The sequence below is a fragment of the Actinophytocola sp. genome (assembly GCF_036378875.1).
Classification (GTDB): Bacteria; Actinomycetota; Actinomycetes; order Mycobacteriales; family Pseudonocardiaceae; genus Actinophytocola.
Map to the genome: position 1 here is coordinate 15267 of NZ_DASUVO010000056.1, position 12761 is coordinate 28027.

The 12761-nt window shown below is 67.8% G+C and carries 14 protein-coding genes; 10 read left to right on the top strand and 4 right to left on the bottom strand.

The features are described 5' to 3' along the window. Positions 1–43 precede the first annotated feature (43 nt). The gene (locus VF106_RS16375; protein ID WP_330840575.1) at positions 44–634 is read left to right on the top strand and encodes an RNA polymerase sigma factor; all 591 of its coding nucleotides are present in this window, start codon (positions 44–46) and stop codon (positions 632–634) included. Then, positions 627–1706: a CU044_5270 family protein gene (locus VF106_RS16380; protein ID WP_330840576.1), complete on the top strand. Its 1080-nt coding sequence runs from the start codon at positions 627–629 to the stop codon at positions 1704–1706. Before VF106_RS16375 ends, VF106_RS16380 begins: the two co-directional genes overlap by 8 nt. Here VF106_RS16380 and radA read toward each other — a convergent pair. Together radA and VF106_RS16390 are read right to left on the bottom strand one after the other, a co-directional pair. Then, a complete protein-coding gene (gene radA / locus VF106_RS16385) occupies positions 1690–3072 on the bottom strand; it encodes a DNA repair protein RadA (protein WP_330840577.1) in 1383 nt (460 codons plus the stop codon). The two genes, VF106_RS16380 and radA, sit on opposite strands and share 17 nt — an antisense overlap. 55 nt (positions 3073–3127) lie before the next feature. Further along, positions 3128–3829 carry a copper chaperone PCu(A)C gene (locus VF106_RS16390; RefSeq protein ID WP_330840578.1) on the bottom strand — a complete coding sequence of 234 codons (702 nt, stop codon included), beginning with the start codon at positions 3827–3829 and terminating at the stop codon, positions 3128–3130. Between the two features lie 286 nt (positions 3830–4115). Between VF106_RS16390 and VF106_RS16395 the strand changes: the two genes are divergently transcribed. The 7 genes from VF106_RS16395 (at position 4116) to VF106_RS16425 (ending at position 11106) form a co-directional block, all read left to right on the top strand. Further along, positions 4116–4607, top strand: a complete 492-nt coding sequence (locus VF106_RS16395; protein ID WP_075129788.1) for a CarD family transcriptional regulator — start codon at positions 4116–4118, stop codon at positions 4605–4607. A 103-nt stretch (positions 4608–4710) separates the two neighbouring features. Continuing rightward, positions 4711–5283 (top strand): IspD/TarI family cytidylyltransferase, encoded by a 573-nt coding sequence (locus VF106_RS16400; RefSeq protein WP_414638984.1) that lies wholly within the window; start codon positions 4711–4713, stop codon positions 5281–5283. Beyond that, positions 5280–5756 (top strand): 2-C-methyl-D-erythritol 2,4-cyclodiphosphate synthase, encoded by a 477-nt coding sequence (gene ispF / locus VF106_RS16405; RefSeq protein WP_330840580.1) that lies wholly within the window; start codon positions 5280–5282, stop codon positions 5754–5756. The genes VF106_RS16400 and ispF overlap by 4 nt, the downstream gene beginning before the upstream one ends. A 39-nt stretch (positions 5757–5795) precedes the next feature. Next, positions 5796–7181 (top strand): cysteine--tRNA ligase, encoded by a 1386-nt coding sequence (gene cysS / locus VF106_RS16410; protein ID WP_330840581.1) that lies wholly within the window; start codon positions 5796–5798, stop codon positions 7179–7181. 4 nt (positions 7182–7185) lie between these two features. Further along, positions 7186–8148 carry a 23S rRNA (guanosine(2251)-2'-O)-methyltransferase RlmB gene (gene rlmB / locus VF106_RS16415; protein WP_330840582.1) on the top strand — a complete coding sequence of 321 codons (963 nt, stop codon included), beginning with the start codon at positions 7186–7188 and terminating at the stop codon, positions 8146–8148. Positions 8149–8178: 30 nt separating this feature from the next. Then, complete coding sequence (locus VF106_RS16420; protein WP_330840583.1) at positions 8179–9612, top strand: MBOAT family O-acyltransferase; 1434 nt, start codon at positions 8179–8181, stop codon at positions 9610–9612. A gap of 114 nt (positions 9613–9726) precedes the next feature. Then, the gene (locus tag VF106_RS16425; RefSeq protein ID WP_330840584.1) at positions 9727–11106 is read left to right on the top strand and encodes a tetratricopeptide repeat protein; all 1380 of its coding nucleotides are present in this window, start codon (positions 9727–9729) and stop codon (positions 11104–11106) included. Here VF106_RS16425 and VF106_RS16430 read toward each other — a convergent pair. Beyond that, complete coding sequence (locus VF106_RS16430) at positions 11084–11563, bottom strand: GNAT family N-acetyltransferase (RefSeq protein WP_330840585.1); 480 nt, start codon at positions 11561–11563, stop codon at positions 11084–11086. The two genes, VF106_RS16425 and VF106_RS16430, sit on opposite strands and share 23 nt — an antisense overlap. 79 nt (positions 11564–11642) lie before the next feature. After that, entirely contained in the window at positions 11643–11951 is a 309-nt protein-coding gene (locus VF106_RS16435) for a type II toxin-antitoxin system TacA family antitoxin (protein WP_330840586.1), read from the bottom strand. Between the two features lie 234 nt (positions 11952–12185). On the opposite strand from VF106_RS16435, the gene VF106_RS16440 reads away from it, so the two are divergent. After that, positions 12186–12761 (top strand): AAA family ATPase, encoded by a 576-nt coding sequence (locus tag VF106_RS16440; protein ID WP_330840587.1) that lies wholly within the window; start codon positions 12186–12188, stop codon positions 12759–12761.

Below are 12761 nucleotides of genomic sequence, written 5' to 3' on the forward strand. Positions count from 1 at the left end.
ACATGAACGCGGAACAGGTCATCGGACAACACGAGTTGTGTGGATGACCCATCGAGAGCCGGCCGTCGAGCCGCTGCCCGCCGACAAGGACCGCCCGTATCTGGGCGGTCCCGAGCCGGCAGTGGAGTTCGGCCGGCTTTTCGACGTCTACGCCCAACCGCTCCACCGCTACCTCGCTCGCCGGGTGGGCACGGAGACCGCGGACGACCTGGTCAGCGAGACATTCCTCGTCGCGCTGAACCAGCGGCACACCTACGACCCGCACCGCGGCGCGGTGCGGTCGTGGCTGTACGGCATCGCCACCAACCTGCTGCGCCGCCAGTACCGCCAGGAGCTGCGGGCACTGCAGGCGACAGCCCGGTCGGCCGGGCACGCCCCCGGTGAGGAGGCCAGCCACGAGGCGCGGGTCGCGGACCGGCTCGACGCCGCGGCGATGGCGGCCCAGCTGGCCGGCGCGCTCGCCGAGCTGTCCGAAGGCGATCGGGACGTGTTACTACTCACGTCGTGGGCCGGCTTCGACTCGAACGAGGTGGCCGACGCGCTGAACATTCCCGTGGGCACCGTGCGGTCGCGGCTGCACCGGGTACGCAAGTGGCTGCGTGCCCACGCCCCGAGGGGGTACGGCAATGTCTAGCCACGAGGACAACGTCCGGGCCGTGTGGTCGGACGACGAGTTGGACCGGGCGCTGGCCGCGCTCCAGCCGGTGCCGGAGCCGAACAAGCACGCCCTCGACCGGATACGGGCTGATCTGCTGGTCGCGGCGGGTGCGCGGATGCCGGTCGGGGAACCGACCAGGTCGTGGCGGCGGTGGAGCTGGTGGCTCGCGGCGGTCGGCACCGTGGTCGCGGTCATGGCGAGCGTGCTGATCGTGCAGACGGTGCAGTTCGGCGACGAGACAACCGACGCGGCGGCCGGGCAGCTGTACCGGGCGGCGGACCGGATCACCGCCGTCGACGTGCCGCTGGGGCCAGGGCAGTACCGCTACGTCGCCACCCACGCGTGGTGGATGAACACCTTCGACGAGGACTACGCGTACCTGGCGGAGAACGTCGAGGAGGTCTGGATTCCGGCCGACCAGACGCAGGAGTGGCTGTGGCGGCGGGACGTGACCGGCGCCCGCAAGTGGCTGGTCGGCTCCGAGACGAAAGCCAAGGCCGAGGGCATCCCGCTCGACGAGCCGGACTGGCCGGAAGGCGAGTGGCGCGCGCCGTGCGGTGACTGGTACGCCACCGAGGCAGGCCGCAAGCCCTGCACGGCCGAGGGCAACTGGCAGAGCCCGGACACCGCGTTCCTCTCGACCCTGCCCCGTGACCCCGCCGAGCTGTACGACCGGCTCCGGACCGACACCGCAGGCCAGGGCAACGACGCCGACCTGGAGATGGTCGTGTACGTGGCGGACGTGCTGCGGACCGGGCGCGTGCCGGCCGACCTGCGTGCCTCGCTGTACCGGGTGCTCGCCAAGGTGCCCGGCCTCGAGATCACCGACCGGGTCGCGAACGTGGACGGCCACAAGGGCACCGCGTTCGGCATCAGCGCGGCGGGCTTCCGCCACGACGTGATCATCGACCCGGTGACGGGCCAGTTCATCGGCGAACGCGAGATCACCGAGGACGACCTCGATGGCATCCCCGCCGGCACCGTGACCGAGTACACGTCGGTGGCCACGACCGTGGTCGCCGGCATGGGGGTCAGGCCGTCTGGCTGATCCGCTCCATCATGTCCAGCGCGGTGCCCAGGTCGGGGCACACGCGGGCCCGCACGCCCTCCGGCACCTCGCAGTCCGGCGGGATCAGGGCCCGCACGAACCCCAGCCGGGCCGCCTCGGCCAGCCGGGACTTCACGCCGTGCACGCGCCGGACCTCCCCGGCCAGCCCCACCTCGCCGAGAACCACGACGTCGGCGGGTAAGGCGGTTCCTCGCGCCGCCGAGGCCACCGCGAGCGTCAGCGCCAGGTCCGCCGCCGGTTCGTGGATGCGCATGCCGCCGACCGTGGCCGCGAACACGTCCTGGTCGGACAGCCGGACACCGCCGCGCCGCTCCAGCACGGCCAGCGCCATCGCCACCCTGGAGGAGTCCAGGCCGGACACCGCCCGCCGCGGCGAGGGGAGCGGTGACTTCGACACGAGTGCCTGGACCTCCCCCACCAGCGGCCGCTTACCTTCCACCATCACCGTGACGGCCGTCCCGGGCACGCCGGTGTCCCGCCGGTTCAGGAACAGGCCGGACGGGTCCGCGACGCCTCGGATGCCGTCGTCGACCAGCTCGAAGCACCCCACCTCGTCGGCCGGGCCGAAGCGGTTCTTCACACCCCGCACCAGGCGCAGCGTGGAGTGCCGGTCGCCTTCGAAGTGCAGCACCACGTCCACCAGGTGTTCCAGGACCCGTGGACCGGCAATGGAACCGTCCTTGGTCACGTGACCGACCAGCACGACAGGGAGCCCGCGTTCCTTGGCAAGTGCCACCAACGCGGCCGTCACCGCCCGGACCTGCGTCACGCCGCCCGCGGTGCCGTCCACGGCCGTCGTGGACAGGGTCTGCACCGAGTCGACCACCAGCAGCCCTGGGTCGACCTGGTCGACGTGCCCGAGGATGGCCGAGATGTCGCTCTCGGCCGCGAGGTACATGGCGTCGTGCACGTTGCCGGTGCGCTCGGCCCGCAGCCGCACCTGCCCGGCCGACTCCTCCCCCGTGACGTACAACGCGGGCGACGAGTCCCCGTCCCGCGCGGCCCAGCGGTACGTGACCTCCAGCAGCAACGTCGACTTGCCAACGCCCGGCTCACCGGCCAGCAGCACCACCGCGCCCGGCACCAGGCCGCCGCCCAACACCCGGTCCAGCTCGGGCACACCCGTCTGCCGTGCCCTGGCCGACTCGACGTCCACGTCGCCGATGCGTCGTGCCGGCGCGCTCGGCGCACCGGCCACGATCTTGGCCAGCGCCGCGTTGGGGACACCTACCTCTTCTAAGGTTCCCCACGCCTGGCACTCGGGACAGCGGCCGTACCACTTGGCCGACTCGTTGCCGCACTCGGCGCAGCGGTACCCGGGTCTCGTTCGCGCGTTCTTCGCCACGCGGTCAACCTAGAGGTCACCACCGACAAAAGCGTCGACGGCACTCTCCGCTCGACTAATGGCCTTCGGCCTCGCCTGCGTCGCGGTCCTCGGCCCGTGCCGTGGACGGTGCGGCGACGGGCAGGTTGACCGTGATCTCGCCGGCGTCGGCGAACTCGAATGTCACCGGCACCTGCTTGCCGAACGGGAGGTCCCCGGTCAGACCGGTGATGACCAGACTGATCTTGCCGATCGCGTCCGGCGGCAGCTCGGTGAGCGTGGCCGAGACCGACGGCGCCGAGGACGTGGTACCCGGGGCACTGGTGCCCGTCGTGGTCGACGGCGAGCTGGTCGCCGACCCCGTGGTCGTGGTGGTGGTCGTGGTCTCCTCGGAGGAGGTCGCCGACGGGTTGTCGTCGGGCAGGACGACGTGGAGCGAGGTGCGGGCGGGGATCCGCGCGTCGCCGATGATCTCCACCTGGCCTGCCGGGCTGGTCACGCCGACGAGCTCGTCGTCGGCGCCGCCGACGTTGACGATCGTGAACACCAGCGGCGCGTCCTCGCCGGCGAGGTACGCCTCGCCGTTCTCCGGGAACGCGACCTGCACGTTCCGCAGCATGATGTCGCCGACCTGGCCCATGCTGCCGTTGACCGCTGGCTCCATCTCGGCCGTCTGCGCGACCTGGCCGGCGCCGCAGCCGACGATCCCGAGCAGTGCGGACAGACCGATCGCCGCCGCGGGCACGAGCTTGCGCAGCGGTCGGGTCGTCTGGCTCACCATCGCGGTCCTTCCTCGGGCATGCCTTGGCTCACGCGAAGAGTAGCGGGACGCCCGCCGAGCACGTGCGAGTGGTCAACCCCGCTACCCAACCGTCCAATTCGGACAAGGAAATTGATGTTGAACTGTTGTCCGGCAAATGTCGACATGCACGCGGATAACCACTTTGTCAACCCCGCGACCGAACTCGCGCGTGGCCGCTGACCTGCGGCAACTGACCCCGGGTCCATTACGGCACCAGCGCGCCTCGTGTTAGGATGGACCCAGCGAAAGGGGCAGAGGACACATGGTTTTCAAGGTCGGAGAGACCGTCGTCTACCCGCACCACGGTGCCGCACTCATCGAAGCCATCGAGACCCGTGTGATCAAGGGCGAGGAGAAGAAGTACCTCGTCCTTAAGGTCGCGCAGGGTGACCTTACGGTACGCGTTCCCGCCGACAACGCTGAGATCGTCGGAGTTCGGGACGTCGTGGGCCAGGAGGGTCTCAACCGAGTCTTCGATGTTCTGCGTGCTCCTCACACCGAGGAGCCGACCAACTGGTCGAGAAGGTACAAGGCCAACCTCGAGAAGCTCGCCTCGGGCGACGTGAACAAGGTGGCCGAAGTGGTGCGCGACCTCTGGCGGCGCGAGAAGGATCGCGGTTTGTCCGCCGGCGAGAAGCGGATGCTCGCCAAGGCGCGGCAGATCCTGGTCAGTGAGCTTGCACTGGCAGAAGGCACCGACGAGGGCAAGGCCGAGGTCATCCTCGACGAGGTCCTCGCCACGGCGTCGGTCTGAGCGCCCGAGCAGAGAACAACGAGATAACTGGTCCGCTGTGACGGTCGCGGTCGTCCCCGCTGCGGGGCGGGGTGAGCGCCTCGGTGCAGGCGGGCCTAAAGCCATGGTGTCGCTACATGGCTTGCCTTTGATCACACATGCCGTGCGTGGCCTGCTGGATGCGGGCTGCGTGCGGCATGTTGTCGTTGCGGCCCCTCCCGACCACGTGCGGCAGGTGTCGGCGGCCCTCGCCTCCTTCTCCTCGGTGACGGTGGTCACGGGCGGGGACGATCGTGCCGCGTCCATCGGGTTGGCGCTCGACGCCGCGCTCGCGCGGGTCCCCGACGCCAGAATCGTGCTCGTGCACGACGTCGACAGAGCGCTCACCCCATCCAGCCTCGTCCGTTCGGTCGCCGACGCGGTGGCTGCCGGCAATTCCGCCGTCGTTCCGGTGTTGCCGGTCACGGACACGGTCAAACGTGTCGACGCGACCGGGACGGTGCTCGACACCCCCGACCGGACCGGACTGCGCACCATCCAGTCCCCCCAGGGCTTCGACGTGGAGGTACTGCGCCGCTCCGGCGCGGAGTTGGGGAAGGTCGACGTGCCCGTGCACACCGTGCCGGGCGACGTCGCCGCTATGAAGATCACCACACCGTTCGACCTGACAGTTGCCGAGGCGGTGCTGGCACGGTGACGGCACCGAGGGTTGGCATCGGCACCGACGTGCACCCCATCGAGCCCGGCAGGGAGTGCTGGATCGCGGGTCTGCTGTGGGACGGCGTCGACGGCTGCGCCGGTCATTCCGACGGGGACGTCGCCGCGCACGCCCTGTGCGACGCCCTGCTGTCCGCTGCCGGCCTCGGTGACCTCGGTGAGGTCTTCGGCACCGGCGACCCGCGTTGGTCCGGCGCGCACGGGGTGGAGTTGCTCGCCGAGGTCCGCGGGCGCGTCGAGGCGGCCGGCTACCGGCTCGGCAACGCGGTCGTGCAGGTCATCGGCAACGCACCCAAGATCAGCAAGCGGCGCGACGAAGCACAGAAGGTGCTGTCATCGGCCGCCGGCGGCGACGTTTCGGTGTCCGGCACTACGACGGACGGACTCGGGTTGACTGGGCGAGGAGAGGGCATCGCGGCGGTTGCCACCGCGTGCCTACTGCCACGCGGCTAGTCTTCTACCACTGGGTCCTCTCCTGAAAGTAGCGAAGCCGTGAGCCTCCACCTGTTCGACACCGCGAGCCGGAGTGTGCGGGAGTTCCATCCCGTACGCAGCGGAACGGCGTCGATCTACGTGTGTGGGCCCACGCCGCAGGGACCGCCACACATAGGGCACATGCGAAGCGCCCTGAACTACGACGTGCTGCGTCGCTGGCTCACCCACCACGGCCTGGCGGTCACGCTTGTGCGCAACGTCACGGACGTGGACGACAAGATCCTGCGCAAGGCCGACGAGCACGACCAGCCGTGGTGGGCGTGGTCGGCGCGGTACGAGCGCGAGTTCGAGGCCGCCTACGAGACGCTCGGCTGCCTGCCGGCGTCGATCGCGCCCCGCGCGACCGGGCACGTCACGCAGATGGTCGAGCTGATGCAGCGGCTCATCGACGGCGGCCACGCGTACGCCGCGGCAGGGGACGTGTACTTCGACGTCCGGTCGTGGCCGAAGTACGGCGAGCTGTCCGGGCAGCGCCTCGACGAGGTGCAGCAGGGCGAGTCGGCGGCCGAGGGCAAGAAGGACCCGCGTGACTTCACGCTGTGGAAGGGCGCGCGGCCGGGTGAGCCGTCGTGGCCAACGCCATGGGGTCCCGGCCGGCCGGGCTGGCACCTGGAGTGCTCGGCGATGGCGCTGACCTACCTCGGCGACGAGTTCGACATCCACGGCGGCGGGCACGACCTGGTGTTCCCGCACCACGAGAACGAGCTGGCGCAGTCACGGGCGGCCGGCGACCCGTTCGCGCGGTTCTGGATGCACAACGGGCTCGTCGGGATAGCCGGCGAGAAGATGGCGAAGTCGCTCGGCAACGTCGTGTCGATCCCGTCGTTGACCGAGAAGTACCGGCCGCAGGAGCTGCGCTACCACCTGGTGGCGCCGCACTACCGGTCGACGATCGAGTTCTCCTCCTCGGCGCTGGACGAGTCCGTGCGGGCCTACGAGCGGATCGAGTCGTTCGTGCAGCGGGTCGGCGCGCGGGTGGCCGCGGTGCCGCTCGGTTCGTCCGTTGGCGCGGAGTTCACCGCCGCGCTCGACGACGACCTTGGCACCCCGGCGGCACTCGCCGCGGTGCACAACACCGTGCGGCAGGGCTTCACGGCGCTCGACGGCGGCGACGACCATGGCGCGCTGGCCGCGGCGAGCACGGTGCGCGCGCAGCTGGACGTGCTCGGCCTGGACCCACTGGCCTGGCCGAACTCCACAGAGGACTCGGCGGCCAGAACCGCACTGGGCGCGCTGGTGTCCGAACTGCTGGAGCAACGGCAGCAGGCCCGCGCCGCCCGTGACTTCGCGACCGCCGATGCGGTACGCAACCGCCTGCTGGCAGCGGGCATCGCCGTCGAGGACACCCCCGACGGTCCACATTGGACGTTGACGGACGGATAGGCAGTTGGCAGGCAACTCCAGGCGCAAGGGCGCCATACGCAAGCCTGGGTCGAAGAAGGGCGCGGTCGTCGGTTCCGGCGGCCAGAAGTCCAAGGGTTTGGAAGGCAAGGGCCCGACCCCGCGCGCGAGCATTCGTCCGGGGCACCCGGCGCAGCGCCGGGCAGCGGCCGCGAACAAGGCTCAGCAGCAGCGCCGCGCGGCGAAGGACAAGCCGACGGCGGAGCTGGTCGCAGGCCGCAACCCGGTGGTGGAGTGCCTGCGCGCGACGGTGCCGACGACCGCGCTGTACGTGCAGCTGGGCGTGGACGCGGACGATCGGGTGACCGAGGCGGTCCGACTGGCGGCCGACCGGGGCATCTCGGTGCTGGAGGTCAGCAAGCCGGAGCTCGACCGCCTGACGGGCGGGGCGCTGCACCAGGGGCTGGCGCTGCAGATGCCGCCGTTCGAGTACGCACACCCGGACGAGCTGTTGGAGGTGGCACGGGACTCGACGGAACCGCCGCTGCTGGTGGCGCTGGACGGCGTGACGGACCCGAGGAACCTGGGGGCCGTGATCCGCTCCGCTGTCGCGTTCGGCGCCAACGGGGTGCTGCTGCCGCAACGTCGGTCGGCGGGCGTGACCGCGGTGGCGTGGCGGACGTCGGCGGGCACCGCGGCGAAGATCCCGGTGGCGGTGGCGACAAACCTGACACGCGTGCTGCGCCAGTACGCGGCTGAGGGTCTGATGATCGTTGGTCTGGACGCCGACGGTTCCATCACGGTCGACGACCTGTCACTGGCCACGTCCCCGCTGGTCGTGGTGGTCGGCTCGGAGGGCCGGGGGCTTTCCCGCCTGGTCCGCGAGTCGTGTGACGAGACGGTGTCCATTCCGATGGCGGCGGGCGTGGAGTCGTTGAACGCTTCGGTCGCCGCGGGCGTGGTATTGGCGGAGGTGTCGCGACGTCGACGGGTGGCCGGCCGAACGTAGTAGCTCGGTCGCTGGTCGGGGGAGGTCAGTGTGTCGTTCGCCAGCCCGTTGTTCCTGTGGTATTTCCTGCCGCTGGTGCTGGGCGCGGTGCTGTTGGCGCCCAGGCACTGGCGAAACACCATCATCGCGGTCTCGTCCCTGATCTTCTACGCGGCGGGCGCCGGCGCCACCACGCTGTTGCTGCTGGCCACCATGGCGGTCAACTACATCGCCGGCCAGTCACTGGAACCGGACGAGTGGGCACTGGCCCGGCGCCGCAAGCGGGCCGTGCTGATCTCGGTGATCTGCGTCAACGTGGGTTCGCTGGTGGTGTGGAAGTACTTCGGCTTCCTCACCATGCAACTGAACGGCTTCGCCCAGCTTTTCGGCGGCGATTTCCCGATCACGCACCTGGTACTGCCGATCGGCATCTCGTTCTACACGTTCCACAACATTTCGTATGTAGTGGACATTTATCGTGGCGAGCGTCCCGCGCTGCGTAACCCGGTGTCGTTCGTGACCTACATTTCGATGTTCCCGCAACTGGTGGCCGGCCCGATCGTCCGTTACCGCGAAATCGCGGACCAGCTACCGCAGGAACGCACCCACCGCCTGGACGACATCGCGGCCGGTTTCCCCCGTTTCGCGCTGGGCCTGTGCAAGAAGGTCATCATCGCGGACTCGCTGAGCCCGCTGGTCGACGCGTGCTTCGCCACCCCCGGTGACGAGATGACGTTCGCCATCGCGTGGCTGGGCGCGTTGACGTACACGCTGCAGCTGTATTTCGACTTCTCGGGCTATTCCGACATGGCCATCGGCCTCGGTCGGATGCTGGGTTTCCGCCTACCGGAAAACTTCGCCCGCCCGTACTCGTCGGTGACGGTGACGGAGTTCTGGCGCCGCTGGCACATGTCGTTGTCCCGCTGGTTCCGGGACTACGTGTACATCCCACTCGGCGGCAACCGCCACGGCGCGGCGAAAACCCACCGAAACCTCATCATCGTGTTCGTGCTGACCGGTTTCTGGCACGGCGCGAACTGGACCTACCTGGTGTGGGGCCTGTACCACGGCGCATTGCTCATCATCGAACGCGGCTTCCACCTGGACGAGTCACCGCAGGCGGCGGGTCGCCGCACAGCCCGCCGAGCCCTGACGCTGGGCCTGGTCATCGTGGGCTGGGTGTTCTTCCGCTCCGCCGACCTGCCGCAGGCCCTCACGATGATCGGGCACATGCTGCTCCCCGACTTCACGGGTCTGACCGATGTCGTGGACCTGGCTTTCACCAACCAGCGCTTGATAATCCTGCTGTGCGCGCTGGTCATCGTGTTCCTCCCCGCCCACCCGGTGACCGGACCGCTGCTGGAGTCCTCGCGCAGCAAACCCGCCACCGTCCTGCGGGTCACGGTAATGACAGCAGGCCTGCTGTACGCGGCAATCCTGGTGGCGACGGGCACCTTCAGCCCGTTCCTGTACTACCAATTCTGATACATCGATGATCACGTCGTGAATACAATGTAACGCCCCGTGTCAGCCGAATGATACATACCGTGATGATGTACTGTCCGAATCCGCTGGGTGGGCCGCTCCTGGGGAGGAACGTTGGACGAGGAACTGGCCGCTGTCGCCGCGGGTTACTTCGCTGATGCTTGCGAACGCAGCGGGCATTCGTTGTCGCCCACCCCGAGCTCACGTTGTCGCTGTCGCACACTCGCCGACCGCCTTGAAAACGAGTGGCACGCTCGCCTGGAGGCGGAAACTTTCGATATTCCGATGATTCACGCGAGGTTCGCACCGGGCGCGGATGTCCTGCCAAGCGCGGAGTGGCATCCCGCGGCACTCTTTCGCGATTTTTCCAACGAGATCTTGTCGCCTCCGTGGCTTGGCACGAACACCCGAAAGAGAGAGGTAAGACTGACTCTTTCCCTTGCTCGACTCGGGGAACTCGGCATACCTCCCGATGCGATGGTCAGGGTTGGATTCGAACGTCGACTGAGGTCGGCCATCAAGCATCATGTGATGAGCGCGATCAGCACCGGGGACCTCCAGCCAGTCGCACTTCGGCCCTGGCTGAACCTTGTCGCGGAAACCGTTGATGCGCCGGCGGTCGACACCGATGACGGCGCGAAGCACTTTGCCATGTTCCATGCCTTTGAGGGCGGTGCGCTCGCGGAGCGGATACGGAGCTGGACGAGCACCGCTCCGATCGAATGCCTTCTTTCCTGGTCGTACACCGAAGAGAAGGACGCTGATCTTCGCGAGGAAGACGTCAACATCCGGGGTGGCCATGAAGCCATTCACTGGCTGGTGGACCGATTTACCCACACCGACTACGACGACTGGTATCGGGCATCGTTGTACTGGGAACTGAGGTTCGCGGCCAACCCGGAAGCGACCGCCAGTGAGGCAGGGCTTCCACTTTCCCTGCTCAACCAGCGACCATTACACACTGGTCTGCTGATTGAGTCCATCGTTTCCAGAGCCTCTTATGCGCTGGATCATGAGCTGCTCATTGGAAACGTGTCGGGCGAAGAACTGTCGTCCTACGTGGTGACGCTGCTGCGCAACGGCGCCGTGGACCAGGCCGTGGTGGTTCTGCGGTCCGTGCTGGACAAGGCCCCAGGGCTGTGGTCGGAGCGATCCATGCTCGGGTTCTGCCTCATTCCGAAGGATCCCGAGGGCGCACTGGAGCAAATCAACAGGTGTGCTCAGGAGGTCGGCGGAGGTACCGCTTTACTCCTCGCCAACCGGGCGTCCGCTTTCATGCGGCTGAAGCAGACGGACCGGGCCCAGAATGTCCTACGAAACGTGCGCAAACTCGGCGACACACAAACGTACATCCTGTGGAACCCCGCGGACCTGGTCCATGAAGGAGACCATGCGTCCGTCAGGATTGATTGGTACCCGCTTCGCGAGTGGGTGGAGGAGGCAACCAGTCACATGGTTGGCCACGCTGGACCTACGCGCTCACGTCCGTCGTAGCCGCCTCCTCCAGAGCCTGACGTATGGCTGCCCGAATCCAGTGAATGGGAGCCATGAGATGCAACTCGTCAGTTGGCGAGGGCTGGAGCTCCGCATTCTTCATGTAGAAGTCGCGGGCACGATCATCGCGCGCGTGGATCAAGAACGCCCGTACGCCGACACTCTCGGAGAGCATCACCGCTCGTTGCAAGGCATCCGCGAAGAGCGCGGACCCGACACCCCGGTCCTGGTACTGCCAGTCAACGGCAAGACGTGCCAGGAGTATGCACGGGACGTCCGTCGGAGGGGAATCGCCGGCGACACCGCCCGGCACCTTCAGCTTGCTGACACCGGCGACCGCGATGGCGTAGTAGCCGACCACCTGCCTGTCCGGTGTCGCGGTCACGTACGTCACCGCGTTGTTCGCCTTCTGGTTGACCCAGGCGTACTTGGCTATCCAGTCGTCGAGTTCGTCCACTCCACTACTGAATCCACGGACCCGATCAGTTCTCTCGAGTTTCCGCGGCCGACAAAGAGTTTCACTCTCGACGCCAGCGTCACCGGTCATCATCGTGATCCGCGAAAGGGCTCGGCTTGGAGAACAACCGCGCCATCTTCGGCATCGCGGGCACCGGCTCGTCCAGGAGTCGCTGGAACTCCTTCCACCGTTCGTCGTCGAGTATGAACCATCGACGGTCAGCGAGAACGCGCTCCGCTTGGGTAACGGCGGAGTCGAGTATGAAGTCGGTGACCGAACGGTCAGTCGCGGCCGCCGCCTGGCGGAGCAGCTGTTCCTGTCTCGTGGTTGCCCTCAGGTTGATCCTCCCTTCTCGTAGCGCTCGCTGCGTGCCCTCCTTGGCAGCCATGCCCGTCTCCTTAGATTCGTACGTACATGGTACATACGTTTGCGGCCTTCGTATGTTGCCACGAACGAGCGTCAGCACGACCTTCGTTACTGAACCGTTACTAACATCGGTGTAGTTTCAATCGCTCGTTTCCGCAGGTAAAGGCCCTGAGCCGAGTCAGGGCGGCGCGAGTTTCACTCGGTCGGGCGACCCTCGGCGCACTCCACGCCGGCCTCTACGGGAGGACGTTCTGGCATGCAGACTCGCCGGCATGAAATCAGGACGGCTCGGCTGATCCTGCTCAACGGGCCGCCCGGGTGTGGTAAGTCCACTGTGGCCCGTCGGTATGTCGACGAGCATCCCTTGGCGCTCAACCTCGACATCGACCATGTGCGTGGCCTGATCGGCCGCTGGCGCGACGATCCGCACACCGCGGGGTTGCTCGCACGGGAGATCGCGCTCGCCGCCGCGCGTGTTCATCTGGTGGCCGGTCATGACGTGGTGGTCCCGCAGTTCCTCGGCCGGCTGACGTTCATCGAACAGCTGGAGCGGCTCGCCGGCGACGTGGTGGCCGCGTTCCACGAGGTCGTGTTGTTGGACAGCAAGGAGAACACGCTGCGGCGATTCACCGAACGCAGTCGACTGGCGGTCGAGCCGGGGCACGTCGACGCGCAGGAGTTGCTTGATCGCAGCGGTGGGCTCGCGGAGTTGTCAGCGATGTACGACCGGTTGGTCTCGATCGTCGGGACGCGGCCGGGAGCGCGGGTTGTCCCTGTCGTGGAAGGCGATGTGGACCTGACCTACGCCGAGGTCGTGCGTGCGCTCGGGTAG

Coding starts and splice junctions, on each gene's coding strand:
- VF106_RS16375 (WP_330840575.1), top strand. CDS start 44: ATGACCCATCGAGAGCCGGCCGTCGAGCCGCTGCCCGCCGACAAGGAC.
- VF106_RS16440 (WP_330840587.1), top strand. CDS start 12,186: ATGCAGACTCGCCGGCATGAAATCAGGACGGCTCGGCTGATCCTGCTC.
- VF106_RS16395 (WP_075129788.1), top strand. CDS start 4,116: ATGGTTTTCAAGGTCGGAGAGACCGTCGTCTACCCGCACCACGGTGCC.
- VF106_RS16400 (WP_414638984.1), top strand. CDS start 4,711: ATGGTGTCGCTACATGGCTTGCCTTTGATCACACATGCCGTGCGTGGC.
- VF106_RS16380 (WP_330840576.1), top strand. CDS start 627: ATGTCTAGCCACGAGGACAACGTCCGGGCCGTGTGGTCGGACGACGAG.
- VF106_RS16435 (WP_330840586.1), bottom strand. CDS start 11,951: ATGGCTGCCAAGGAGGGCACGCAGCGAGCGCTACGAGAAGGGAGGATC.